A 24,665-nucleotide genomic window follows, 5' to 3' on the forward strand; every position below is an offset into this window, starting at 1 on the left:
CTCCTCGGTGGGGGCGGGCTCCTCGGTGGAGGCCGGCTCCTCGGTGGGGGCCTGCTCGGCCTCGGGGGCGGCGTCCTCGGCGGGGACCCCGGCGTCGCCGGCCGCGGGGACCTCGGCGTCGTCGACCGCGGGCGTCGCGGCCACGGCGGCCTCGTCGCTGTCCTGGGCGCGCTGCTGCTCGTCGGGCGTCTCGGTCACTGGGTCTCCACTCCCTCGATGGTGACGGGGGTGGCCGGGGTGCCGTCCGTGGCACCGCCGATCACGCCCGCGTCAGCGACTGCCTGCACGACGTCGAGGCCCGACGTGATGCGGCCGAACACGGTGTAGCCCCCGGCGGCGTCCGCCGGGATGGTCGAGTCCTCGTAGACGAGGAAGAACTGGCTGCCCATCGACTCGCCGTTTCCGCCCTGGCGCGCCATCGCGATGGTGCCGGCCGGGTAGACGTCGTCGGCGGGCGCGTTCTCGATGGGGCCGAACGCGTAGCCGGGGCTGCCGGTGCCCGTGCCGGTCGGGTCGCCGCACTGCAGCACGTAGATGCCGCTGGTGGTGAGCCGGTGGCAGTCGGTGCCGTCGAAGTAGCCCTCCTGCGCGAGCGTCACGAAGTTCGCGACCGCCTGCGGGGCCGCGGCGCCGTCCAGCTCGACGCCGATCTCGCCCTGGCTGGTGCTGATCGTGCCGGTCCAGGTCCGGCCCTCGGCGAGCGAGGCGTCCGGCAGCACGCCGCCGTTGCCCAGGCGCTCGGCCGCCGTCGTCTGCGTGGCGGTGGGGGCGTCGGTGGCGCCGGAGCCGGCGGTGGTGTCGTCGTCCGTGCCGGTCGCGAGCAGCGCGGCGGTGATGCCCACGCCGAGCACGAGCACGCCGACGACCCCGCCGGCGATGATCTGCTGGCGGCGCTTCCGGGCGTGCTTCTGCGCCTGGCGCTGCTGCCACTTCTCGTACCGGCGGCGCTCGTACTCGCGCTCGCGTTTGCTGGACGGCACGCACTCTCCTCGGTCTCGGTCTCGGCGGGTCCCCCGTGCGCGGGCACTCAGAGCGCCCGCGCCCGCCGGACAGTCTAGGCAGCCGGGGGTGCCCCGGGTGACCCGCGCGCCGTGCGCGCGTCCCGTGCGCGTCCGGGGGCCGGCGCCGGCACGGTTAGCGTGGCGGCGTGCGCATCCTCGGACTGACCGCCCCGGTGTTCGCCGCGGCCTGCTACCTGGTGGCCGCGGACGACGGCGACTGCGTCGTGGTGGACCCGGGCGGCGGCGTCGCCGACGCGGTGCGGCGCACCGTCGCGGAGCACGGGCTGCGGGTCGTCGGCGTCGTCGCCACGCACGGGCACGCCGACCACGTGGCGGACGCGGGGACCCTCGCCGCGGCGGCGGGCGTGCCGCTGCGGCTGCACGCGCGGGACGCGTACCGGCTCGCCGACCCGCTGGGCACCCTGGGCCTGGGCGCGGTGGGTGACCCCGGCGTCGCGGCGGCGCTGCGGTCGGCCGCCGGGGCGGCGGGTCTCGACCCCGCGACGTTCGGGTCCGTCGACCCGGCGCTGGTCGTGCCGTTCGCCGGCGGGGCGGACGGCGCGCGGGACGCGGACGGTCGCACGCCCGACGTCGAGCTCCGGTTCGGCTCCGTGACCCTGGTCGCCCGGCACGCCCCGGGCCACACCGAGGGCTCGACCCTCTACCTGCTCGGGACGGGGGAGGACCGGGTCGCGTTCACCGGCGACGTGCTGTTCGCGGGCTCGGTCGGCCGCACGGACCTGCCCGGTGGCGACCCGGCCGCGATGGCGGCCACCCTGCGCGACGTCGTCGCCGCCCTGCCGCCCGGGACGCACGTCCTGCCGGGTCACGGACCCGCCACGCGGGTGGACGCGGAGCTGGCCACCAACCCGTACCTGGCAAACTGACCCGCATGGCACGTCCGACTCCTCTGTCCGGTTTCCCCGAGTGGCTCCCCGACGGCCGCGTGGTCGAGCAGCACGTCCTCGACACCCTGCGGCGCACCTTCGAGCTGCACGGGTTCGCCGGGATCGAGACCCGGGCGGTCGAGCCGCTCGACCAGCTGCTGCGCAAGGGCGAGACCTCCAAGGAGGTGTACGTCCTGCGCCGGCTGCAGGAGGAGGACGGCGCCGAGGCCGACCGGTCCGGCCAGCTCGGCCTGCACTTCGACCTCACGGTGCCGTTCGCCCGCTACGTGCTGGAGAACGCCGGGCACCTCGCGTTCCCGTTCCAGCGCTACCAGGTCCAGAAGGTGTGGCGCGGCGAGCGGCCCCAGGACGGCCGGTTCCGCGAGTTCGTGCAGGCGGACATCGACGTCGTCGGCGCGGGCGACCTGCCCTACCACTACGAGGTCGACCTGCCCCTGGTCATGGCGGAGGCGCTCGGCGCGCTCCGGGACATCGGCGTGCCGCCGGTGCGGATCCTGGTGAACAACCGCCGGGTGGCCGAGGGCTTCTACCGCGGCCTCGGGCTCACCGACGTCGAGGGCGTGCTGCGCAGCATCGACAAGCTGGACAAGATCGGGCCGGAGAAGGTCGCGGCCCTGCTGGTCGCGGAGACGGGTGCCACCCCGGAGCAGGCGCAGGCGTGCCTCGACCTCGCGGCGATCTCGGGCGGCGACGCCGGCGTGGTCGACCGGGTGCGCGAGCTCGCCGCGCGGCACGGCGTCGAGTCCGAGCTCATGGAGCAGGGCCTGGGCGAACTGCGGCAGCTCGTCGAGGCCGCCGCGGTGCGCGCCCCGGGCGTCGTCGTCGCGGACCTCAAGATCGCGCGCGGGCTCGACTACTACACCGGGTCGGTCTACGAGACGGTGCTCGTCGGGCACGAGCAGCTCGGCTCGATCTGCTCCGGCGGCCGGTACGACACCCTGGCCTCGGACGGCAAGCAGACCTACCCGGGCGTCGGCCTGTCGATCGGCGTCTCCCGGCTCGTCTCCCGGCTGCTGTCGGGTGGGCTGGTGCGCGCGACCCGCGGCGTCCCTGCGGCGGTGCTGGTCGCCGTGACGGCGGAGGACAGCCGGCCCGCGTCGGACGCCGTGGCGACCGCCCTGCGCGCGCGCGGGGTGCCGGTCGAGGTCGCGCCGACGGCCGCGAAGTTCGGCAAGCAGATCCGGCACGCCGACCGCCGCGGGATCCCGTACGTCTGGTTCCCGGGCGAGGACGGCGCGGCGGACCAGGTCAAGGACATCCGCTCGGGCGAGCAGGTCGACGCCGACGCGGCGACCTGGGCCCCGCCCGCCGAGGACCTCTGGCCTCGGGTCGTCCCCGCGCAGGCCTGAGCCCGGCGCCCCCCCTGCCGGGCGGGGCGTGCCGGGTCAGGCGAGCGCGGCGACGCCCGCGTTGAGGGTGGTCGCGTACAGGACCCAGACGAGGTAGGGGCCGAGGAGCCAGGCGACCCACGGGGTCAGGCGGTGGAACGCGACGATGGTCGCCACCAGCGCCAGCTCCAGCGCCAGGACGATCGCCAGCCCGGCGCCGAGCTGCTCCGCCCCGAAGAACACCGGCGTCCACGCCGCGTTCAGGGCGAGCTGGACGCCGTACAGCGTCAGCGCGAGGGTCGCCGCGCGGCCGTGCCGGCGCCAGATCAGCCACGCCGCGACGGCCATGACCACGTACAGCACCGTCCAGACCGGGCCGAAGACCCAGTTCGGCGGCGTCCACCCGGGCTTGTCGGCGTCGGCGTACCAGCCGTCCACCCCGGAGGTCGACGCGAGGCCGCCGCCGAACGCGACGAGCGCGTTCAGCAGCAGCAGGCCGAGGAGCACGGGCCAGCCGCGGGTGGCGGGCCCGGTGCGCGCGCCCGGGCCGGCGGCGTCGCGGCGGGCGGGGTGGCTCGTGGCGCGCTGAACCGGGTGCGCGGAGGTCATGCCCCCACCGTCCGTCGGGACGGCCGGGTCGGCAACCGGAAGGCCAGCATGCTGACTTCCTCGGTCGCCGCCGCGCGTGGCCAGGGTGGTTGCGCCGCCGTCGAACACGTGTTCGAATCGGTGCCATGCGGTGGGACGGGCAGAAGATCGCGGCGGAGGCGGCGCAGGCGCTGCCGGGGCTCGCGCTGGCCGGGCACCAGCGGTCGGTGCGCACCCCGGAGTTCGCCGGCGTCACCTTCCACGAGGTGCACGCGCGGTCGGCGCTGAACAAGGTGCCGGAGGCGTCGGCGATGCCGTTCCGGTGGACGGTCAACCCGATGCGCGGCTGCCTGCACGCCTGCACCTACTGCTTCGCCCGGCCGACGCACGAGTACCTCGGCCTCGGGCCCGACGAGGACTTCCAGACCCAGATCGTCGTGAAGACCAACGTGGTCGACGTGCTGACGGCGGAGCTGCGCCGGCCGTCCTGGCGGCACGAGCACGTCGCGCTCGGGACCAACACCGACCCGTACCAGCGGGCCGAGGGCCGGTACGCGCTGATGCCCGGGATCATCGGGGCGCTCGCGCACTCCGGCACGCCGATGTCGCTGCTCACCAAGGGCACGCTGCTGCGCCGGGACCTCCCGCTGCTCACCGAGGCCGCGACCGAGGTCGGGGTGAGCGTGGCGGTGTCGCTGGCGATCGGCGACGAGGCGCTGCAGCAGGCGATGGAGCCGGGCACGCCGACGCCCCGCGCCCGGCTCGCGCTGATCCGGGCGGTGCGGGACGCCGGGCTGGAGTGCGGGGTGCTGGTGGCGCCGGTGCTGCCGTGGCTGACCGACTCGACGGCGCACCTCGACGGGCTGTTCCGCGACCTGGCCGAGGCCGGGGCGTCCTGGGTCACGACGATCCCGCTGCACCTGCGCGGGCCGGTGCGGCCGCTGATGCTGCAGTGGCTCGCCGAGCACCGGCCGGAGCTGGTGCCGAACTACCGCCGGCTGTACGCGAACGGGGCGTACGTGCCCGAGGAGTACCGCCGGTGGCTGGCGGAGCGGGTGCGGCCGCTGCGCCGCCGGTACGGGCTGCACGGGCCGTCCGCGGCGCCGCTGGAGGGCGCGGGGTCCCCGGCCGGCGGCACGGCCGCGGCGGGCTCCGCGGGCGCGGGGTCGTCGGCGCGCAGCGGCGGAGCGCCGACGCCGCCGCCCTGGCGCGTGCGGCCCGGGGGCGGCCGCGGCGCGGAGACCCCCGACGGCGCGCTGGCGGGGGCCCTGCTCGGGGCGGTGCAGCCCGCCCTGTTCTGACGCCGGTGCCCGGACGTCCCGACCGCCGGCCGGCCGCGTCACGCCGGAGCCGGCGAGGACGGCGCCGGGCGCGGCGACCGGGTATCCGCGCGACGGCGCCGGGTCGGTCGGCAGTAGACTCGCCGGGCTGCTCGGACGGGCAGCACCCCGACACCGGAGAGGACTCCTCGTGCTGCGCACCCACACCGCCGGCTCGCTGCGGGCCGAGCACATCGGCACCACCGTCACCCTGACCGGGTGGGTGGATCGCCGGCGCGATCACGGTGGGGTCGCCTTCGTGGACCTCCGGGACGCCTCGGGCATCGCCCAGGTCGTCATCCGGGACGAGGCCGTCGCGCACGGCCTGCGCGCCGAGTACGTGCTCCAGGTGACCGGCACCGTCGGCCGCCGCCCCGAGGGCAACGAGAACGCGCACCTGGCGACCGGCGAGGTCGAGGTCACCGCCGACGAGGTCGTCGTCCTCAACGAGTCGGCGCCGCTGCCGTTCCAGGTGTCGTCGTCGCTGGACGAGCCGGTCGGCGAGGAGGCGCGCCTGCGGTACCGGTACCTGGACCTGCGCCGGCCCGCCCCCGCGCAGGCCATCCGGATGCGCTCCCGGGCGAGCCAGGCGGCGCGCCGCGTGCTCGAGGCGCACGACTTCGTCGAGGTCGAGACCCCGACGCTGACCCGGTCGACGCCGGAGGGCGCCCGCGACTTCGTCGTGCCGGCCCGCCTCGCGCCGGGTTCCTGGTACGCCCTGCCGCAGTCGCCGCAGCTGTTCAAGCAGCTGCTCATGGTCGGCGGCATGGAGCGGTACTACCAGATCGCCCGCTGCTACCGGGACGAGGACTTCCGCGCCGACCGGCAGCCGGAGTTCACCCAGCTCGACGTCGAGATGTCGTTCGTCGACCAGGAGGACGTGATCGCGCTCGGCGAGCAGATCCTCACCGCCCTGTGGGGTCTGATCGACTACGAGATCCCGACCCCGATCGCCCGGATGACCTACGCCGAGGCGATGGCGAGGTACGGCACCGACAAGCCGGACCTGCGGTTCGGTCTGGAGCTGGTCGAGCTCACCGAGTACTTCGCCGAGACCCCGTTCCGGGTGTTCCAGGCGCCGTACGTGGGCGCGGTCGTCCAGCCGGGCGGCGCCTCGACGCCGCGCCGCGGGTTCGACGCCTGGCAGGAGTGGGCCAAGCAGCGCGGCGCCAAGGGCCTCGCGTACGTCACGGTCGGCGAGGACGGCACGCTCGGCGGCCCGGTCGCCAAGAACATCACCGACGCCGAGCGCGCGGGCCTCGCGGCCGCCGTCGGCGCGCAGCCGGGCGACGCGGTGTTCTTCGCCGCGGGCAAGCCCGCCGAGGCGCGCGCCCTGCTCGGTGCCGCCCGTCTGGAGATCGGCCGCCGCGCGGAGCTGATCGACGAGTCGGCCTGGTCGTTCGTGTGGGTCGTCGACGCGCCGCTGTTCAAGCCCACGGGCGAGGACGACGACGTGGCCGTCGGCGAGGGCGCGTGGACCGCGGTGCACCACGCCTTCACGTCGCCGACCCCCGAGTGGGTCGACCGGTTCGAGGAGGACCCGGGCGAGGCCCTGGCCTACGCCTACGACATCGTCTGCAACGGCAACGAGATCGGCGGCGGCTCGATCCGTATCCACCGCAGGGACGTCCAGGAGCGCGTGTTCGCGGTCATGGGCATCGGCGAGGAGGAGGCCCGCGAGAAGTTCGGCTGGCTGCTCGACGCCTTCCAGTTCGGCGCGCCGCCGCACGGCGGCATCGCGTTCGGCTGGGACCGCGTCGTGGCGCTGCTGACCGGCTCGGAGTCGATCCGCGACGTCATCGCGTTCCCGAAGTCGGGCGGCGGCTACGACCCGCTGACCGGCGCCCCGGCCCCGATCACCGCGCAGCAGCGCAAGGAGGCCGGCGTCGACGCGAAGCCGAAGGCGTCCGACCTCGCCCCGCAGGGCACGCCCGCCGAGACCCCGGTCGCGGACGCGGCGGCTCCCGCGCAGAAGTGACGCGCGTCGGCGACCCGGCCGACGGCACCCCGCAGCACCCCGACGGCCCCGGCGCGCGCACCGCGCCGGGGCCGTCGGCCGTGCTGCCGGCGCGCTGGGCGGACGACCCGTTCCTGCTCGACGAGCGGGGCTGGTGGCGGCCCGCCCAGGTGCACGCCGACGGCGACGCGATGCTGCTCGTGCAGCGCGCGGCCGACGCGCCGGGGGAGCACCCGCCCACCATGCTGCTCGCCGTCGGCCCCGCCGAACCCCTCGCCGCGCTGCTGCGCGCCCACGCCCGGCCGGGCCACCGGTTCGCCTGGGTCGACACCGAGGCGTTCGGGCTGCTGCGCGCCGACGAGGTGGCGGCGCTCGGGCTCGCCCCGAACCGCACGGGCTGGGAGTGGCTGGTGACCGAGGACGCGCCCGCCCCCGTCGCGGCCGAGACCCGGGTGCGCGAGCTCGACCCGCGGGCCGACGGCGCCGCGATCCGCGCCTGCCTCGCGGACGCCAACCCGACGACCGACGCCGACCCCGACGGCCCCGGCGAACGCTGGTGGGGCGTCCCGGACGGCGCCGGGCGGCTGGGCGGCGTCATCGGGGCGGGGCCGCGGGCGGGCCGGGTCGGCGGGCGCGGGTCCGCGCACCTGCACGGCCTGGGCGTCCGACCCGGGGAGCGCGGGCAGGGTCTCGGGGCTGCGCTCACGGCGGCCGCCGTGCGGGCGCTGGTCGCCGACGGGGCGGACTGGGTGTCCCTGGGGATGTGGGACGACAACCACGGCGCCCGGCGGATCTACCACCGCCTCGGCCTGCGCACGGCGCACCGCCTCACGACCCTCCGCGCCCGCACCGCCTGACGGCGGGGCCACTGCCGTGCCGACGCGCGGGCGCGCCAGCGCGTCGTCGTGCCGTCGCCGAGTGTGTATCTGACACGTCGAGTGGGTAGCCGCTGGATACACACTCGACGTGTCGCGTACACACTCGCGGCAGGGCGGCAGGGCGCCGCCCCCGCGCGTCAGTGCGTGATGGCCAGGCGGGCGTGCAGGCGGCGCAGCGGCGCCGGGGCCCACCAGTTCCAGTCGCCCAGGACGGTCATCGTCGCGGGGACCAGCAGCAGCCGCACGAGCGTGGCGTCGATGAGCACCGCCACGGCCAGCGAGAACCCGACCTCCTTGATCACCAGCAGCTCGCCGGCGACGAACCCGGCGAACACCGCGATGATGATGGCCGCCGCGGACGTGATGACCCGCCCGGAGCGCTGCAGCCCGAGCCGGACGGCCACGTCGTTGGGCGCGCCGGCGTCGTGCAGCTCCTTGATCCGGGACAGCAGGAACACCTCGTAGTCCATCGCGAGCCCGAACGCGAACGCGATGACCAGCGCGAGCACGTAGGTCTCGATGCCGCCGGTCGGGTCGAACCGCAGCAGCCCGGACAGGTGCCCGTCCTGGAACACCCACACCAGCACGCCGAGCGACGCGCACAGGGACACGACGTTGGTGAGCAGCGCCTTGATCGGCACCAGCAGGGACCCGGTCATGAGGAACAGCAGCACGAGGGTGGCGACGGCGACGATGCCGAGCGCCCACGGGGCGCGGTCGACCAGCGCCTCGGTGAAGTCGACCTGGTTGGCCGCCTGCCCGCCGACCCACGCGTCGAACGGCAGGTCGAGGTCCCGCAGCTCGTGCACCACGGCCTGCGCGTCGGCGCCGCCGGGGTCGGACGACTCGGGCCGCACGCCGATGACGACGACCGAGCCGCGGGCGACCGGCGCGTCCACGGACGCCACGCCGTCGAGCGCCTCGATCTCCGGCACGGCCGCCTGGGCCTCGGCGACGGAGGTCTGCGCGACGACCGGCACCGCGGCGGACGACGAGGCGGGGTACTGCTCGGCGAGCACCTGGACGTACTCGCGCTGCGGGCTGGACCGGGGGAGCAGCTCGGTGGTCGAGTTCCGCAGCTCGAGGTGCAGCAGCGGGGTCGCGAGCACCAGCAGCACCGCGAGCGACCCGCCCATGACCCACCACGGCCGGCGCTGCACGCGGGCGGCGAGGCGGGAGAACACGCCCTCCTCGTGGTCGACGTCGGCGGTGCGGGCCAGCACCGCGCGCACGCCGGGCACCCGGGACAGCACGCTGGGCCGGGCGAGCCGGCGCCCGGCGAGCACCAGCAGCGCGGGCACCAGGGTCAGGGCGGTGGCGACGGCGAACACGATGACCGCGACGGACCCCGCGCCGAACGCGCGCAGGATGTCCTGCCGGAACACCAGGAGCCCGGCGATGGAGATCGCCACGGTGAGCGCGGAGAACGCCACGGTGCGGCCGGCGGTCGACATGGTGGTGAGCAGCGCCCCGACCACGGCCCCGTCGCCGCGCCGGCGCCGGGCGGACCGGCCCTCGTCGTCGCCGAGCGTCTTGCCGAGCTCCTCCCGGAACCGGGACACGATGAGCAGGCCGTAGTCGATGGACAGGCCGAGGCCGAGCACGGTGACGACGTTGACGACCGACGACTCCAGGTCGTCCATCACGTACGACAGCGCCACGAGCGAGCCGAGGCCGCCGGCGATCGACGCGATCGCGCCGGCCAGGGGCATGGCGGCGGCGAGGAAGCCGCCGAACACCAGCACCATGATGAGCAGCGCGACCGGCAGCGCGATGGCCTCGCCGGTCGTCAGGTCCTGCTCGACCTGGTCGGTGATGGCCGAGACGATGAGCGAGGTGCCGCCCACCAGGCCGGTCGCGTCGGGCGCCACGTCGTGCAGCGCGTCCGGGACGGCCTCGAGCCGGTCCTGCAGGTCGCGCAGCGCCGCGGACTCGGCGTCGTCCGACAGCTCGGGGTCGAGCTCGGCGACCAGGAGGAACCCGTCGCCGTCCTGCGCCAGCAGCGGTGCCGCCGCGGGGTTCGCGGGACCGTCGGGGAGCACGAACGGGTCGATGACCGAGACGACGCCGTCGACCGCCGCGACCTCCTCGCGGGCGGGCGCCAGCGCCTCCGCCAGCCCCTCGGTCGCGGGGTCCGCGCCCTGCACCACGAGGCTGAGCGACGCGCCGGAGGTGCTGGTCTCGGCCAGCAGCTTGCTCGCCCGCGCGCTGTCCGAGCCCGGGACGACCGGCTCGCCCGTGCTCAGCCGGTCGAACAGGTTCTGGCCGCCCACGCCGACGAGCGCCACCGCGAAGCAGCCCGCGGCGACGACGGCCCACACGAGCACCGTGAGGCGGGGGTGGCGGGCGACCAGGCGACCGAGGCTCTCGAACACGCGGGTCAGCATCGCAGGCCGGGCGCCCCTCGCGCACCACGGGTCCCGCGCGCCCCACCCGTCCCGCGGCGGGTCGCGCGCTGCGCGGCGTGTGGGACGGCGCCCGTAGGCTCGTGGGCATGGATCTGTTCGACGCGGTGACCTCGACGGCGCAGGGCACGCCCGCCCCGTCGGCCGGGGCCCCGCTGGCGGTGCGCATGCGCCCGCGCAGCCTGGCGGAGGTCGCCGGGCAGGAGCACCTGCTGGTGCCCGGGTCGCCGCTCCGCCGGCTGGTCGAACCCGGGGACGCGACGGCTCGACGGGCCGCCCCGTCGTCGGTGGTGCTCTGGGGCCCGCCCGGCACGGGCAAGACGACGCTCGCCTACCTGGTCGCCACGACGTCGGGCCGCCGGTTCGTCGAGCTGTCCGCGGTGACCGCAGGCGTGAAGGACGTCCGCCAGGTCGTCGACGACGCCCGGCGCCGGCTGGCGTCCGACGGCTCGGAGACGGTGCTGTTCATCGACGAGGTGCACCGGTTCACCAAGGCGCAGCAGGACGCGCTCCTCCCGAGCGTCGAGAACCGCTGGGTGACGCTCGTCGCGGCGACCACGGAGAACCCGAGCTTCTCGGTGAACTCCCCGCTGCTGTCCCGGTCGCTGCTGCTGACCCTGAAGCCCCTGGAGACGGACGACGTGCGCGCGCTGATCCGGCGCGCGGTCGACGACGAGCGCGGCCTCGGCGGCGCGGTCCGGCTCACCGAGGACGCCGAGGACCACCTGCTCCGGCTGTCCGGCGGCGACGCGCGCAAGGCGCTGACCATCCTGGAGGCCGCGGCGGGGGCCGCGCTGGCGGACCGCGAGGCGCGGCTGGCGGACCCGGACGTCGACCTGGGCGACGACGCCGACGCCCCCGCGGTGGTCGACCTCGCCACGACCGAGCGCGCGATCGACGTCGCCGCCGTCCGGTACGACCGGGACGGGGACCAGCACTACGACGTGATCAGCGCGTTCATCAAGTCGGTGCGCGGCTCCGACGTGGACGCGTCGCTGCACTACCTCGCCCGGATGATCGCGGCGGGGGAGGACCCGCGGTTCATCGCTCGGCGCATCGTCATCTCCGCGTCCGAGGACGTCGGGATGGCGGACCCCAGCGCGCTGCAGACCGCGGTCGCCGCCGCGCAGGCCGTGCAGCTCATCGGCATGCCCGAGGCGCGGATCATCCTGGCCGAGGCGGTCGTGCACCTGGCGACGGCCCCGAAGTCGAACGCCGCGTACAACGGGATCAACGCCGCGCTCGCCGACGTGCAGGCCGGCCGGCTCGGCTCCGTGCCCTCGCACCTGCGGGACGCGCACTACGCCGGCGCCAAGGCGCTGGGCCACGGCAAGGGCTACCTGTACGCCCACGACCACCCGCACGGGATCGCCGCGCAGCAGTACCTCCCGGACGACCTGGTCGGCACCCGGTACTACAGCCCCACCGAGAACGGGTACGAGCGGCAGGTCGGCGAGCGGCTCGGCCGGATCCGGTCGGTGCTGGACCAGGCGCCGCCGCCGACGGACGGGTGACCCGCGCCACGCGCCCCGCGGCGCGTCCCGCATTAGGCCCAGCGTCCCGCACCCGGTAGAGTTGCACGGTCGTCCGCACCCCGGGGTCTCCCGGTGGGTCAGCCGGACGGCCGCCTGGGGTCCTAGCCGCGTCCGCCTCGTACGGACGCACGAAGGTCGGCCCCACACCCCGCCCGGGATCGCCGGGCACGGGTGTGCCGTACGAGACACGACAGGAAGAACCACATGAGCAACGTGACGCGTGCGCGTCGCCAGGTGCGCCTCTCGCGCGCCCTCGGCCTCGCGCTCACCCCGAAGGCCGTCAAGCACTTCGAGAAGCGCCCCTACCCGCCCGGCGAGCACGGCCGCGCCCGTCGCCGCACCGAGTCGGACTACGCGGTGCGTCTGCGCGAGAAGCAGCGCCTGCGCGCCCAGTACGCGCTGCGCGAGAAGCAGCTCGCCCGTGCGTACGAGGACGCCCGCAAGGCCCCGGGCCTGACCGGTGAGGCCCTGGTCGAGGACCTCGAGACCCGCCTGGACGCCCTGGTGCTCCGCGCCGGCTTCGCCCGCACCATCCTGCAGGCGCGCCAGGTCGTGACCCACCGGCACATCCTGGTCGACGGCAAGATCGTGGACCGTCCGTCCTTCCGCGTGAAGGAGGGCCAGACCCTGCAGATCAAGCCCAAGTCGCAGACCACCGTGCCGTTCCAGGTGGCCGCCGCCGGTGCCCACCGCGACGTGCTGCCGGCCGTCCCGGGCTACCTGGACGTCCAGCTCGAGAAGCTGTCGGCCGTGCTGGTGCGCCGCCCGAAGCGCGCCGAGGTCCCCGTGACCTGCGACGTCCAGCTGGTCGTCGAGTACTACGCCCGCTGAGCCACCCGGCTCGCACGTCCGCGACGCCCCCGCACCGCCCGTCACCGGGCCGGCGCCGGGGCGTCGCGGCGTTCCGGCCCGCACCCGCGGGCCGGTCGCCCGGCCCGACACCGCACGCCGGGTAGGGTTTCCCCGTCGTCGGCGCCGTGCCGGCACGAGCAGAAGGGCTGGCCATGCTGGGAGACATCGCGGGGCTCATCGCGGCCATCGCCTTCGTGCTGCTGGTGGGTGCGCTGGCCGTGCCGCTGGTGAAGCTCGGCCGGGTGCTGGACGAGACCCGCACCTCGGTCAGGGAGATCACCGAGCACACGGTGCCGATCCTGGACGAGGCCGCCACGACGGTGTCGTCCACGAACACCCAGCTCGAGCGGGTCGACGCGATCACCACCTCGGCCGCCCAGATCACGCAGAACGCCTCCGCCCTGACGTCGCTGTTCGCGGCGACCGTCGGCGGCCCGATGATCAAGGTGGCGGCCTTCAGCTACGGCGTGCGGCGCGCGCTGTCCGGCCTGGGCCGCGGGCGGTCCGGGCGATGAGCCGGCTGCTCTGGGTCGCGGTCGGCGCGGCGGCCGCGGTCGCCGGCGCCAAGCGGCTCGGCCTGCTGGACGACCTGACCGGCTCCTCGTCCGCCCGCGGCGCGCACGCCGGGGCGTCCGGCGCCGCCGGCACTGCGCAGGCCACGGCCTCCACCGCCGCCCGTGCCGTGCGCACCGCGTTCCGCGCGGGCGCGACCACCGCCGGCACCGTCCGGTCGCTGTCCGACGCCCGCCGGGAGTTCCGCACCGGCATGGCCGAACGCGAGGCGCAGCTCCGGCACGACCTCGTCGGCGACGTCGACGTGGACGCGATCCGCGCCGAGCGCGCCGGGCGCCGTGCCGCCGCCCGCCAGGACGAGCACGACGCGCACGGCGCCGTCCCGCCCGCCTGGCACCGGGACCCGGAGGCCCGCGACGCGGCCCGCGCCGCCCGCGCCCGCAGGGGCTGGGCCGACGAGCCGACGGACGACCCGGCCGACGACGACGGCGACCTGCCGTACTCCTTCTACTGACCAGCACGCCGCGGCCCCTAGGCTGCACCCGGTCGCCCGCGCGGGAACACCCCCGCGGCCTGCGACGCTGAACCACGAGAACGGGCGAGGGCCCGCGACCCCCGCCACCCGACCCAGACGAGGACACCATGCGCACCGCCGAGATCCGCCAGCGTTGGCTCGACTTCTTCGAGGCCCGCGGCCACACCGTGGTGCCCTCCGCCCCGCTGATCTCGCCCGACCCGTCGACGCTGTTCGTCATCGCGGGCATGGTGCCGTTCATCCCGTACATGCTCGGCGAGCAGACGGCGCCGTGGCCGCGCGCGACGAGCGTCCAGAAGTGCGTGCGCACCCTCGACATCGAGGAGGTCGGCAAGACCACGCGGCACGGCACGTTCTTCCAGATGAACGGCAACTTCTCCTTCGGCGACTACTTCAAGGAGGGGGCGATCACCCACGCGTGGGAGCTGATCACCACTCCGCAGGACCAGGGCGGCTACGGCTTCCCGAAGGACAAGATCTGGGTCACGGTCTACGAGACCGACGACGAGGCGGCCGAGCTCTGGAAGAAGATCGCGGGCCTGCCGGACGAGCGCATCCAGCGCCGCGGCATGAAGGACAACTACTGGTCGACCGGTGCGCGCGGCCCCGCGGGCCCGTGCTCGGAGATCTACGTCGACCGCGGCCCCGAGTACGGCGCCGAGGGCGGCCCGGTCGTCGACGAGGACCGGTACATCGAGATCTGGAACCTCGTCTTCATGCAGTACGAGCGCGGTGACGGGGGCGGCAAGGAGAACTTCCCGATCCTCGGCGAGCTCAAGCAGAAGAACATCGACACCGGCATGGGCCTGGAGCGTGTCGCGTTCCTGCTGCAGGGCGTCGACAACATGTACGAGATCGACGAGGTCTTCCCGGTCATCGAGGCCGCGCAGGCCCTGTCCGGCCGCCGGTACGGCGCCGACCACGAGGACGACGTGCGGATGCGCGTCGTGGCGGACCACGTGCGCTCCGGCCTCATGCTGATGGGCGACGGCGTCGTCCCGTCGAACGAGGGGCGCGGCTACGTGCTGCGCCGCCTGCTGCGCCGCGCCGTGCGCGCGATGCGCCTGCTGGGCGTCGAGACGCCCGCGCTGCCGACCCTGCTGCCGGTGTCCCGCGACGCGATGTCGCCGTCGTACCCGGAGCTGGCGCGCGACTTCGACCGGATCGCCAAGGTCGCGTACGCCGAGGAGGAGGCGTTCCTGCGCACCCTCGTCTCCGGCACCTCGATCCTCGACCTCGCGGTCTCCGAGGCGAAGTCGACCGGTACCGGCACGCCGAGCGCGACGCCGCTGCTGTCGGGCGAGAAGGCGTTCCAGCTGCACGACACCTACGGCTTCCCGATCGACCTCACGCTCGAGATGGCGGCCGAGCAGGGCGTCTCCGTCGACGAGAAGGCGTTCCGGACGCTGATGCAGGCGCAGCGCGACCGCGCCCGGGCGGACGCCCTGGCCAAGCGCGCGGGTCGCACCGACACCGCGGCGTACCAGGACCTGCACGCGACCCTCAGCGGGTCGGGTGCCAAGCCCGTGGAGTTCGTCGGCTACGACCGCACCACGTCGCGCTCGCGCGTCGTCGGGCTGCTGGTCGACGGCGTGCCCGCGCCCGCGGCGACCGCGCCGGCGGACGTCGAGGTCGTCCTCGACGTGACCCCGTTCTACGCCGAGATGGGCGGCCAGCTGGCCGACCACGGCTCGATCGTGCTGGACGGCGGCGCGACCATCGAGGTCGACGACGTGCAGGCGCCGGTCAAGGGCCTGCCCGTGCACCGCGGCCGCCTGGTCGAGGGCACCGTCACGCTGGACGAGCCGGGCGTCGCGTCGATCGACACCGCGCGCCGCATCGCGATCAGCCGGGCGCACACCGCGACGCACATGGTGCACAAGGCCATCCAGGAGTCGCTCGGCCCGTCGGCCACCCAGGCGGGCTCCGAGAACGCGCCCAGCCGCGTGCGGTTCGACTTCCGCGCCGGCCAGGCCGTCCCGCAGGGCGTGCTCTCCGAGGTCGAGGAGCGGGTCAACACCCGGCTCCAGGAGAACCTCGAGGTCACCGACGCGGTCATGCCGATCGCCGAGGCCCGCGCGCTCGGCGCGATGGCGCTGTTCGGCGAGAAGTACGGCGACCAGGTGCGCGTCGTGTCGATCGGCGGCGACTGGTCCCGCGAGCTCTGCGGCGGGACGCACGTGCGGCAGTCCGGCGAGCTCGGCCTGGTCACGCTCCTCGGCGAGTCGTCGATCGGCTCCGGCGTCCGCCGGGTCGACGCGCTGGTGGGCGACGGGGCGTACGGCTTCCACGCCAAGGAGCGCGCGCTGGTCGGCCAGATCTCCGGCCTGCTCGGCGCCCGCCCCGACGAGCTCGCGGACCGGGTGTCCTCGCTCATGGCCCGGCTCAAGGAGTCCGAGAAGGAGCTCGCGGGGCTGCGCGCGGCGCAGGTGCTCGCGGTCGCCGGCTCGCTGGCCTCCTCGGCGGTCGAGGTCGACGGCACGCGCGTGGTGACCCACGACGCGGGGGAGGCCGCGGCCGACGACCTGCGCACGCTGGTCCTCGACGTCCGGTCGCGCCTCGGCGAGTCCGCGCCCGCGGTCGTCGCGGTCGGCGGCGTCTCGAAGGGCCGCCCGGTGGTCGTCGTCGCGACCAACGCCGCGGCGCGGGAGAAGGGCGTCCGCGCGGGTGCCCTGGTCAAGACCGCGTCCGGCGTGCTCGGCGGCGGTGGCGGCGGCAAGGACGACCTCGCGCAGGGCGGCGGCGCCGACGCGGCCCGGCTGCCCGAGGCCCTCGCCGGCATCCGCGAGGCGATCGGGGCGGGGGCCTGAGCCCCGTGGCGGGTGCCCCGGGCGCGGCCGACGCGCCCGTCGTGCCGGACCCCGACGCCGTCGTGCGCGGGGCCCGGCTCGCCGTGGACGTCGGCTCCGTCCGGGTCGGCCTCGCGGCCAGCGACCCGGACGGCCTGGTGGCCACGCCGGTCGACACGCTGCCCCGCGACACCCGCCCGCCGGCCCCGGGCGCGCTGCCCGCGGACGTGGCCACGATCGTCGCCGAGGTGGCCGAGCGGTCCGCCGGGGCGGTGTACGTCGGGCTGCCGAAGCACCTCTCCGGCGCCGAGGGCTCGGCAGCAGAGGCCGCACGCGCGTACGCTGGTGCGCTGGCGCAGGCCGTCGCCCCGGTTCCGGTGCGGTTGGTCGACGAGCGGATGAGCACGGTGTCCGCCCATCAGGCGCTGCACGCGTCCGGCCGGTCCGGGCGTCGTCACCGGGCGGTCGTCGACCAGGCGGCCGCGGTGGTGATCCTGCAGACCGCGCTCGACGCGGAGCGCTCCTCGGGCCGCCGGCCCGGTGAGCGGGTCACGGCGACCCGCCCGGAGCGACCCGCCGAGGAGCGCCCGGGGGGTCCGCAGGAGGACGGACGAGCAGGACACACCGAAGGGACGACCGAGTGAGCGACCTGTTCCTCGGTGCTCCGCAGCAGGAGCACCACGAGGCGCCCCCGCCCTCGCGCCGCTCGCGCCGCGACTCGCAGGAGCAGCGCGCCAAGCAGAAGAAGCACCGTCGACGCCGCAGCGTCGTGGTGCTGCTGCTCGCGCTGGTCCTCGTCGGCGGCGCCGGGTTCGTCGTGTGGAGCGTCTTCGGCGACCTGTTCTCCGGCGGTGGCGGCACCGAGGAGACCGTCCAGGACTTCCCGGGCCCGGGCAGCGGCGAGGTCCAGGTGACCGTCGCGTCCGGCGACACCGGGGGCGCGATCGGGCAGACGCTCGTCGACAACGGCGTCGTCGCCACGGTCGGCGCGTTCACGAGCGCGTACGCGGCCAACCCCGCCGCGACCGGCATCCAGCCGGGCACCTACGGGCTGCAGCTCGAGATGAAGGCGAGCGACGCGGTCAACGCGCTGCTCGACCCGGCCAACCGCGTGTCGAACCGGGTGACGATCCCCGAGGGCTACACCGCGCAGCAGATCTACCAGCGCGTGTACGAGGTCACCGGCATCACCGTCGAGGACCTCGAGGCCGCCGCTGCCGACCCGGCCGCGATCGGGCTGCCCGCCGAGGCGGGCGGCAACGTCGAGGGCTGGCTGTTCCCGATGACCTACGAGGTCGAGCCCGGTTCCAGCGCGGCCAGCGTGCTGTCCCAGATGGTCGCGCGGACCACGGCGCTGCTCACGAGCAAGGGCGTGGCGCAGGACCAGTGGGAGACGGTGCTCAACAAGGCGTCGATCGTCGAGCGCGAGGGCAAGCTGGACGAGGACCGGCCGAAGATCGCCCGCGCGATCGAGAACCGCCTCGACATCCAGATGCCGCTGCAGGTCGACGCCACCGTGCTGTACGGGGTGGGCGTGACCGGCCGCTCGCCGACCCGCGCGGAGCTCGACGACGCGTCGAACCCGTACAACTCGTACAAGACGACGGGCCTGCCGCCGACCCCGATCGCCAACCCGGGCGAGGCGTCCATCGACGCCGTCGTCACGCCCGCGGACGGCCCGTGGCTGTTCTGGGTCACGGTCAACCCGGAGACCGGCGAGACCAAGTTCGCCGAGACGTACGACGAGCACCAGACGTACGTCGCGGAGCTGCGCGAGTGGGAGGCGGCGCACCAGTGACCGGAGCCGCGCGCCGCGCCGCGGTGCTCGGCCACCCGATCGCGCACTCGCTGTCCCCGGTCCTGCACCGGGCCGCCTACCGGGCCCTCGGGCTCGACGGGTGGTCGTACGACGCGGTCGACGTGACCGAGGAGCAGCTGCCGGCGTTCGTCGGCGACCTCGACGCCTCCTGGGCCGGGCTCAGCCTGACCATGCCGCTGAAGCAGACCGTGCTGCCGCTGCTCGACCACGTCGAGCCGCTGGCCGCGGTCGTGGGCGCCGTGAACACCGTGCTCGTCCAGGCCGGCGGGTCGGGACGGCCGGTGCTCACCGGGGCCAACACGGACGTGCACGGCATCGTGGCGGCGCTGTCCGAGGGCCTGGCCGCCGCCGGCGCGCCGGACGGCTCGGCACCGGCGGGCGAGCGCCCGGCGCGCACCGCGGTCGTGCTCGGCGCCGGGGCCACCGCGGCCTCCGCCCTCGCCGCGCTCGCCGAGCTCGGCTGCGCGACGCCCGTCGTCCTGGCGCGGTCGCTGGGCCGCACGGGGGCGCTGGCCCGCGCCGCGCACCGGATGGGCGTCGAGCCCGCGTTCCGACCGCTGGACGGCGCGCTCGCCGCGATGGCGGGCGCCGACCTCGTCGTCTCGACCCTCCCGCCGCGCGCCGCCGACGACCTCGCCGCAGCCCTCGCCGGGGGTGGCGCCACGACGGCACCCCGCCCCGGTGCCGTGCTGCTCGACGTCGCGTACGACCCGCGGCCCACCGCCCTGCACACGGCGTGGGCCGGCGCGGGCGGCGTCGCGGTGCCGGGGGAGCGGATGCTGCTGCACCAGGCCGTCGAGCAGGTGCGGCTGATGACCGGGCGCCCGGGGCCGCTCGCCGCGATGGACGCGGCGCTGGGCGCCGCGCTCGACGCGACCGCGCCCGCCTGACCGGCTGATTCACCCGGCGTCCGGCCGGCGTCCGGGCGTCGCGGGCCGACCGGGCCCTCATCTCCCCGCACCCACGTGCCGATGGGTCCTACGGGGCCGGTGCACCTGCCTGCCCCGGACGAAAGGGCAACGGGGTGAAGCAGCTCGGCGAGATCCTGCTGGACGAGGGCCTGGTCAGCGAGGCGCAGCTCATGGCCGCGCTGGACGAGCAGATGGCCCGGGGGCAGTCCCTCGGCCGGACGCTGGTCGAGATCGGGGTCCTCACCGAGGGTCAGCTCGTGGCCGCGCTGGCGCGGCAGGTCGGCATGGCGTTCGTCGACCTCGACGAGTACCAGGTGGACCGGTCCGCGGTGTCGATGGTCCCCGCGGCGCTCTGCCGGCGGTACACCGTGCTGCCCGTCGGGTTCCAGGACGGCGCGCTCGTGCTCGCGACCGCCGACCCGGGCAACGTGGTCGCCGTCGACGACGTGCGCACCGTCTCGGGCATGGCCGTGCTGCCGATCGTCGCCACCTACGAGAACCTCAGCCGCGCGATCGAGCGGTTCTGCCGCGCCGACGGCGAGATGGAGGACCTGTCCTCCGCGTTCGAGGAGGAGCAGCAGTCCCAGCAGGCCGAGGTCGACCTGTCCAGCATCGGCAGCTCCGTCGACGACGACGCCCCGATCGTCCGGTACGTCAACCTGCTGGTGACCCAGGCGATCTCCGACCGGGCCTCCGACATCCACATCGAGCCCAGCGAGCACGACCTGCGCGTCCGCTACCGGATCGACGGCGTGCTGCACGAGATGCAGCGCTCGCCCAAGCAGATCCAGGGCGGCGTGATCTCGCGCGTCAAGATCATGTCGGACATCGACATCGCCGAGCGCCGCAAGCCGCAGGACGGCCGCATGTCCGTCACGCACAACGGCCGCAAGATCGACCTCCGCGTCGCCACGCTGCCGACCGTGTGGGGCGAGAAGATCGTCATGCGGATCCTGGACAACTCCACGGCCTCGCTGGACCTGCGTGACCTGGCGTTCCTCGAGCACAACTACGAGTCGTACAAGGACGCGTACACCAAGCCCTACGGGATGATCCTGGTCACCGGCCCCACGGGCTCCGGCAAGTCGACCACCCTGTACGCGACCCTGAACGCCGTCTCCAAGCCGGAGATCAACGTCATCACCGTCGAGGACCCGGTCGAGTACCGGCTCGCCGGCATCAACCAGGTCCAGGTGAACCCCAAGGCCGGCCTCACGTTCGCCGGCGCGCTGCGCTCCATCCTGCGGTCCGACCCCGACGTCGTCCTGCTCGGTGAGATCCGCGACCACGAGACCGCCCAGATCGCCATCGAGGCGGCGCTCACCGGTCACCTCGTGCTGTCGACCCTGCACACCAACGACGCGCCGTCGGCCATCACCCGGCTCACCGAGATGGGCATCGAGCCCTTCCTCGTCGGCTCCGCGCTCGACGCCGTCGTCGCCCAGCGGCTCGCCCGCCGGCTCTGCGCCAAGTGCTGCGAGCCGTACATCCCGACCGAGACCGAGCTCATCGGCGCCCGGTTCCCCTGGGTGCCGGGGGAGCCGCTGCCCGAGCTGTTCCGGCCCGTCGGCTGCGTCGCCTGCTCGCGCACCGGGTACCGCGGCCGCGTCGCGCTGCACGAGGTCATGCGGGTCACCGAGGACATCGAGCGCCTCGCCGTCGCCCGCGCCTCGGCCGCCGAGATCGGGGCCACCGCGCGGCAGCAGGGCATGATCACGCTCCGCGACGACGGCTGGCAGAAGGTCGCGCTGGGGCAGACGTCGGTCGAGGAGATCCTCCGGGTCGTCGCCTGACCGGTCCGTCGGCGGGTCGGCCCGCGGGCCGCTGACCCGCGCCCACGGGTGGTCCGCCCGGGCGGGGGAGTGGAAGCGCGGCAGAACCCTCAAGAGAGCGCACCACTGCGCCGATCAGGGGATGCGTAGCAGGGCCCGGTGTGCCACCGGGTGGGCGAGGAAGGGGAACGACGGTGAGCGAGTCCTACACGGGCGACCCGGCGGAGACGCGGGCACTCCCGCCGTACCTGCCGCCGACGGGCCAGGCGCCGGCCGCGTCCCAGGCGCCGGCGGGTCCGCCGGCGTACGCGGTCCCGCCGGTGCTGCCGCCGCAGGGCGCGCCGGCCGGCTACGGCTCCACGCTGCCGACCGCGGGGTACGGCGGCCCGGTGGCGGCGCCGTCCGGTGCGCCGGGAGCCCCGGGCGCCGCCCCGACGCGTGCGTCGCTCCGCCAGGCGCAGCCGCCGGTCGCGCCCCCGCAGCCCGGCGCGCCGACGCAGGTGCTCGCCCAGCCGCAGGGCGCGCCGCCGGCCCGTCCCGCGGCGCCGTCGCAGCCCTCGGCCCCGGTCGCGGCCCCGGTGCCGCAGCGCGCCGGCATGGGCCAGCGCGCCGAGGACGGCGACGTGCCCCTGGACGCCGTCCTGGTCCGCATGGTCCAGCTCGGGGCCTCCGACCTGCACCTCACCAGCGGCTCGGCGCCGATGGTCCGGGTCAGCGGCACGCTGCACCCGCTCGAGGAGTTCCCGGTGCTCGCCCCCGACGCGCTGCGCCGCACGATCTACTCGGTGCTGACCCAGAAGCAGCGCGAGCAGTACGAGGCGGCCCTCGAGCTCGACTTCGCGTACGCCGTGCGCGGGCACGCGCGGTTCCGCGTGAACCTGTACCAGCAGCGGGAGTCCATCGGCGCGGTGTTCCGCGTGATCCCGTACGAGATCAAGGAGCTCGCCCAGCTCGGCGTGCCGCCGGTCGTCGGCTCGTTCGCCGGCCTGCCCCGAGGCCTGGTCCTCGTGACGGGTCCGACCGGCTCCGGCAAGTCGACGACGCTCGCGTCGATCATCGACCTCGCCAACCGGACCCGAGCCGACCACATCATGACCGTCGAGGACCCGATCGAGTTCCTGCACCGGCACAAGCGGTCGATCATCAACCAGCGCGAGGTCGGCGCGGACACGCACTCGTTCGCGAACGCTCTCAAGCACGTGCTGCGCCAGGACCCGGACATCATCCTGGTCGGCGAGATGCGCGACCTGGAGACCATCTCCGTCGCGCTGACCGCCGCGGAGACCGGCCACCTGGTGTTCGCCACGCTGCACACGCAGGACGCCGCGCAGACGATCGACCGCATCATCGACGTGTTCCCGTCGCACCAGCAGGACCAGGTGCGCACCCAGCTTGCCGCCTCGCTGCAGGCCGTGGTCTGCCAGACGCTCTGCAAGACCGCCAACGGGCAGGGCCGTGTGGTGGCCACCGAGGTCATGATCGCGACGCCCGCGATCCGGAACCTGATCCGCGAGGGCAAGACGCACCAGATCTACTCGTCGATGCAGGCCGGCACCGACGCCGGCATGCACACCCTCGACCAGAACCTGTCCGACCTGGTGCGCACCGGCAAGGTCACGTACGAGGTCGCGCTCGAGAAGGCGCACCACATCGAGGACTTCAACAAGATGGTCGGCCGCACCGCCCGGATGAACCAGGGTGCGTCGGCGCTCAACAGCACCGGCGTCGGGTCCGGGTTCGGAGGGCAGTTCTGATGGCGGTCGCCCGCACGTACGAGTACTCGATCCGGGACGGCGGCGGCAAGCTCGTCAAGGGCCGGATCGAGGCCCCCAGCCAGGCCGCCGTCGTCAACCGGCTCCGGACCATGGGCATGGCCCCGCTGTCCATCAACGAGGTCCAGAACACCGGCCTGCAGCGGGAGATCACGATCCCCGGCTTCGGCGAGCGGGTGAAGCTCAAGGACCTCGCGGTCATGGCCCGGCAGATGGCGACCATGATCTCGGCCGGCCTGTCCCTGCTGCGCGCGCTGTCGATCCTCGCGGCGCAGACCGAGAACAAGGCGCTCGCCAAGGTGCTCGCGCAGGTCCGTGCCGACGTCGAGACCGGCAACTCGCTGTCCGACGGGCTGTCCCGGCACCCCGACACGTTCCCGCCGATCATGATCAACATGATCAAGGCCGGCGAGGTCGGCGGCTTCCTCGAGGAGGCGCTGAAGTCCGTCGCCGAGAACTTCGAGTCCGAGGTCAAGCTCAAGGCGCAGATCAAGTCCGCGATGACCTACCCCGTGATGGTGTTCATCATGGCGATCCTGGCGGTCGTCGGCATGCTGCTGTTCATCGTGCCGATCTTCGAGCAGATGTTCACCGACCTCGGCGGCAAGCTGCCGTGGCCGACGCAGGTGCTGGTGGTCCTGTCCGGCGTCATGAAGTGGCTCGCGCCGGTGCTGCTGGTGGTGACCATCGTGTTCGCGTTCTGGTGGCGCAAGCACAAGAACGACGACGCGATCCGGTCCCGGGTGCAGCCGTTCACGCTGCGGGTGCCGATCTTCGGCCCGCTGTTCAAGAAGGTGGCGATCGCCCGGTTCACCCGGAACTTCGGCACCATGCTCAGCGCCGGCGTGCCGATCCTGCAGTCCCTGGAGATCGTCGGGCAGACGTCGGGCAACTGGGCCATCGAGCAGGCGGTCAAGGACGTCCAGGACAGCGTGCGCACCGGGCAGTCGCTCGCGGCCCCGTTGGCGAATCACCCGGTGTTCCCGCCGATGGTCACGCAGATGGTCGCGACGGGTGAGGACTCCGGCTCGCTGGAGCTGATGCTGAAGAAGGTCTCCGAGTTCTACGACGAGGAGGTCTCGGCCACCACGGAGCAGCTCACGTCGCTCATCGAGCCCCTCATGATCGCGATCCTGGGCACGATCATCGGCGGCATGATCATCGCGCTCTACATGCCGATCTTCTCGATCTTCGAGCTCGTCGGCTGACGAATCGGACATCTGTCACATTGCACCGCCTTCCGGGCGAGAAGGACCACCCGTTCGGGGGATCAAGACACCTGGTCACAGGCCGATGAACTGGGTGCAAGACCTTGAACGCCGCATTTCGCGGCACTCGTCCCGAACTTTCCCAGAAGAGGTCAACAATGCACGCTCGCATCCGTGAGGTCATGGACAAGCGCCAGAACGGTGAGAAGGGCTTCACGCTCATCGAGCTCCTGGTCGTCATCATCATCATCGGCATCCTCGCCGCGATCGCCATCCCGGCGTTCCTGAACCAGCGCCAGAAGGCGTGGGCTTCGCAGGTCGAGTCCGACCTCAAGAACGCCGCGATCGCCGCCGAGTCGTACGCGGTCGGGAACAACGGTTCGTACGAGGACCTGACGACGGACCTTCTCAAGTCGAACGGCTACAACCCCACCAAGGACGTCACGGTCACGCTCGACGGTGCGCCGACGGTCTCGGGCTACAAGCTCAAGGGCGTCAACGCGAACCTGGACGGCAAGACTTGGACGTACGACAGCGCGACCGGTGTGATCACGCCGCCGGCGAACTGACGCAGC

Annotated in this window: 20 protein-coding genes and 1 pseudogene; 17 read left to right on the forward strand and 4 right to left on the reverse strand. The window is 74.4% G+C overall.

The window, feature by feature from the left end; all coding sequences use genetic code 11:
• Both G6556_RS00560 and G6556_RS00565 read right to left on the reverse strand, forming a co-directional pair.
• Nucleotides 1-198: pseudogene (locus tag G6556_RS00560) on the reverse strand (LysM domain-containing protein); the annotation flags it as partial.
• Nucleotides 195-980: a peptidylprolyl isomerase gene (locus G6556_RS00565; RefSeq protein ID WP_166937636.1), complete on the reverse strand. Its 786-nt coding sequence runs from the start codon at nucleotides 978-980 to the stop codon at nucleotides 195-197. The pseudogene G6556_RS00560 and the gene G6556_RS00565, both read right to left, overlap by 4 nt.
• Before the next feature lie 167 nt (nucleotides 981-1,147).
• Between G6556_RS00565 and G6556_RS00570 the strand changes: the two genes are divergently transcribed.
• A complete protein-coding gene (locus G6556_RS00570; protein WP_166937637.1) occupies nucleotides 1,148-1,888 on the forward strand; it encodes an MBL fold metallo-hydrolase in 741 nt (246 codons plus the stop codon).
• A gap of 5 nt (nucleotides 1,889-1,893) precedes the next feature.
• Entirely contained in the window at nucleotides 1,894-3,258 is a 1,365-nt protein-coding gene (hisS, locus tag G6556_RS00575; protein WP_166937638.1) for a histidine--tRNA ligase, read from the forward strand.
• A 36-nt stretch (nucleotides 3,259-3,294) separates the two neighbouring features.
• On the opposite strand, the gene G6556_RS00580 is transcribed toward hisS, so the two are convergent.
• Nucleotides 3,295-3,846, reverse strand: coding sequence for a TspO/MBR family protein (locus G6556_RS00580; RefSeq protein WP_166937639.1), 552 nt, complete (start codon nucleotides 3,844-3,846; stop codon nucleotides 3,295-3,297).
• A 125-nt stretch (nucleotides 3,847-3,971) separates the two neighbouring features.
• On the opposite strand from G6556_RS00580, the gene G6556_RS00585 reads away from it, so the two are divergent.
• The 3 genes from G6556_RS00585 (at nucleotide 3,972) to G6556_RS00595 (ending at nucleotide 7,958) form a co-directional block, all read left to right on the forward strand.
• Entirely contained in the window at nucleotides 3,972-5,126 is a 1,155-nt protein-coding gene (locus G6556_RS00585; RefSeq protein ID WP_166937640.1) for an Rv2578c family radical SAM protein, read from the forward strand.
• Between the two features lie 169 nt (nucleotides 5,127-5,295).
• Complete coding sequence (gene aspS, locus G6556_RS00590; RefSeq protein ID WP_166937641.1) at nucleotides 5,296-7,122, forward strand: aspartate--tRNA ligase; 1,827 nt, start codon at nucleotides 5,296-5,298, stop codon at nucleotides 7,120-7,122.
• Nucleotides 7,119-7,958, forward strand: a complete 840-nt coding sequence (locus G6556_RS00595; RefSeq protein ID WP_166937642.1) for a GNAT family N-acetyltransferase — start codon at nucleotides 7,119-7,121, stop codon at nucleotides 7,956-7,958. The genes aspS and G6556_RS00595 overlap by 4 nt, the downstream gene beginning before the upstream one ends.
• A gap of 158 nt (nucleotides 7,959-8,116) precedes the next feature.
• On the opposite strand, the gene G6556_RS00600 is transcribed toward G6556_RS00595, so the two are convergent.
• Complete coding sequence (locus G6556_RS00600) at nucleotides 8,117-10,354, reverse strand: MMPL family transporter (protein WP_346774636.1); 2,238 nt, start codon at nucleotides 10,352-10,354, stop codon at nucleotides 8,117-8,119.
• Nucleotides 10,355-10,473: 119 nt separating this feature from the next.
• On the opposite strand from G6556_RS00600, the gene G6556_RS00605 reads away from it, so the two are divergent.
• The 12 genes from G6556_RS00605 to G6556_RS00660 all read left to right on the forward strand — a co-directional run bounded on the left by G6556_RS00605 (nucleotide 10,474) and on the right by G6556_RS00660 (nucleotide 24,659).
• Nucleotides 10,474-11,898, forward strand: a complete 1,425-nt coding sequence (locus tag G6556_RS00605) for a replication-associated recombination protein A (protein WP_166937644.1) — start codon at nucleotides 10,474-10,476, stop codon at nucleotides 11,896-11,898.
• A gap of 225 nt (nucleotides 11,899-12,123) precedes the next feature.
• Nucleotides 12,124-12,750 (forward strand): 30S ribosomal protein S4, encoded by a 627-nt coding sequence (rpsD, locus tag G6556_RS00610; protein WP_147793637.1) that lies wholly within the window; start codon nucleotides 12,124-12,126, stop codon nucleotides 12,748-12,750.
• Nucleotides 12,751-12,923: 173 nt separating this feature from the next.
• On the forward strand, nucleotides 12,924-13,286 hold the full coding sequence (locus G6556_RS00615; protein WP_166937645.1) for a DUF948 domain-containing protein: 363 nt from the start codon (nucleotides 12,924-12,926) through the stop codon (nucleotides 13,284-13,286).
• Entirely contained in the window at nucleotides 13,283-13,798 is a 516-nt protein-coding gene (locus G6556_RS00620; protein WP_166937646.1) for a hypothetical protein, read from the forward strand. Before G6556_RS00615 ends, G6556_RS00620 begins: the two co-directional genes overlap by 4 nt.
• A 128-nt stretch (nucleotides 13,799-13,926) precedes the next feature.
• Nucleotides 13,927-16,629, forward strand: a complete 2,703-nt coding sequence (gene alaS, locus G6556_RS00625; protein ID WP_166937647.1) for an alanine--tRNA ligase — start codon at nucleotides 13,927-13,929, stop codon at nucleotides 16,627-16,629.
• Between the two features lie 41 nt (nucleotides 16,630-16,670).
• The gene (gene ruvX / locus G6556_RS00630; RefSeq protein ID WP_166937693.1) at nucleotides 16,671-17,252 is read left to right on the forward strand and encodes a Holliday junction resolvase RuvX; all 582 of its coding nucleotides are present in this window, start codon (nucleotides 16,671-16,673) and stop codon (nucleotides 17,250-17,252) included.
• Entirely contained in the window at nucleotides 17,249-18,406 is a 1,158-nt protein-coding gene (mltG, locus tag G6556_RS00635) for an endolytic transglycosylase MltG (protein ID WP_346774637.1), read from the forward strand. Before ruvX ends, mltG begins: the two co-directional genes overlap by 4 nt.
• Nucleotides 18,403-19,317 carry a shikimate dehydrogenase gene (locus G6556_RS00640; protein WP_166937648.1) on the forward strand — a complete coding sequence of 305 codons (915 nt, stop codon included), beginning with the start codon at nucleotides 18,403-18,405 and terminating at the stop codon, nucleotides 19,315-19,317. The genes mltG and G6556_RS00640 overlap by 4 nt, the downstream gene beginning before the upstream one ends.
• A 134-nt stretch (nucleotides 19,318-19,451) precedes the next feature.
• On the forward strand, nucleotides 19,452-21,131 hold the full coding sequence (locus G6556_RS00645) for an ATPase, T2SS/T4P/T4SS family (protein WP_166937649.1): 1,680 nt from the start codon (nucleotides 19,452-19,454) through the stop codon (nucleotides 21,129-21,131).
• Between the two features lie 173 nt (nucleotides 21,132-21,304).
• A complete protein-coding gene (locus G6556_RS00650; RefSeq protein ID WP_346774638.1) occupies nucleotides 21,305-22,864 on the forward strand; it encodes a type IV pilus twitching motility protein PilT in 1,560 nt (519 codons plus the stop codon).
• Nucleotides 22,864-24,090 (forward strand): type II secretion system F family protein, encoded by a 1,227-nt coding sequence (locus G6556_RS00655; RefSeq protein WP_166937650.1) that lies wholly within the window; start codon nucleotides 22,864-22,866, stop codon nucleotides 24,088-24,090. The genes G6556_RS00650 and G6556_RS00655 overlap by 1 nt, the downstream gene beginning before the upstream one ends.
• Before the next feature lie 158 nt (nucleotides 24,091-24,248).
• Nucleotides 24,249-24,659 (forward strand): prepilin-type N-terminal cleavage/methylation domain-containing protein, encoded by a 411-nt coding sequence (locus tag G6556_RS00660; protein WP_166937651.1) that lies wholly within the window; start codon nucleotides 24,249-24,251, stop codon nucleotides 24,657-24,659.
• Nucleotides 24,660-24,665: the final 6 nt, after the last annotated feature.

It is taken from the genome of Cellulomonas sp. IC4_254 (assembly GCF_011603975.1).
Classification (GTDB): Bacteria; Actinomycetota; Actinomycetes; order Actinomycetales; family Cellulomonadaceae; genus Cellulomonas.

Excerpts from the sequence above, each read along its gene's own strand:
- hisS (WP_166937638.1), top strand. The coding sequence starts at position 1,894 with ATGGCACGTCCGACTCCTCTGTCCGGTTTCCCCGAGTGGCTCCCCGAC.
- G6556_RS00580 (WP_166937639.1), bottom strand. The coding sequence starts at position 3,846 with ATGACCTCCGCGCACCCGGTTCAGCGCGCCACGAGCCACCCCGCCCGC.
- G6556_RS00585 (WP_166937640.1), top strand. The coding sequence starts at position 3,972 with ATGCGGTGGGACGGGCAGAAGATCGCGGCGGAGGCGGCGCAGGCGCTG.
- G6556_RS00605 (WP_166937644.1), top strand. The coding sequence starts at position 10,474 with ATGGATCTGTTCGACGCGGTGACCTCGACGGCGCAGGGCACGCCCGCC.
- rpsD (WP_147793637.1), top strand. The coding sequence starts at position 12,124 with ATGAGCAACGTGACGCGTGCGCGTCGCCAGGTGCGCCTCTCGCGCGCC.
- G6556_RS00615 (WP_166937645.1), top strand. The coding sequence starts at position 12,924 with ATGCTGGGAGACATCGCGGGGCTCATCGCGGCCATCGCCTTCGTGCTG.
- G6556_RS00620 (WP_166937646.1), top strand. The coding sequence starts at position 13,283 with ATGAGCCGGCTGCTCTGGGTCGCGGTCGGCGCGGCGGCCGCGGTCGCC.
- alaS (WP_166937647.1), top strand. The coding sequence starts at position 13,927 with ATGCGCACCGCCGAGATCCGCCAGCGTTGGCTCGACTTCTTCGAGGCC.
- G6556_RS00655 (WP_166937650.1), top strand. The coding sequence starts at position 22,864 with ATGGCGGTCGCCCGCACGTACGAGTACTCGATCCGGGACGGCGGCGGC.
- G6556_RS00660 (WP_166937651.1), top strand. The coding sequence starts at position 24,249 with ATGCACGCTCGCATCCGTGAGGTCATGGACAAGCGCCAGAACGGTGAG.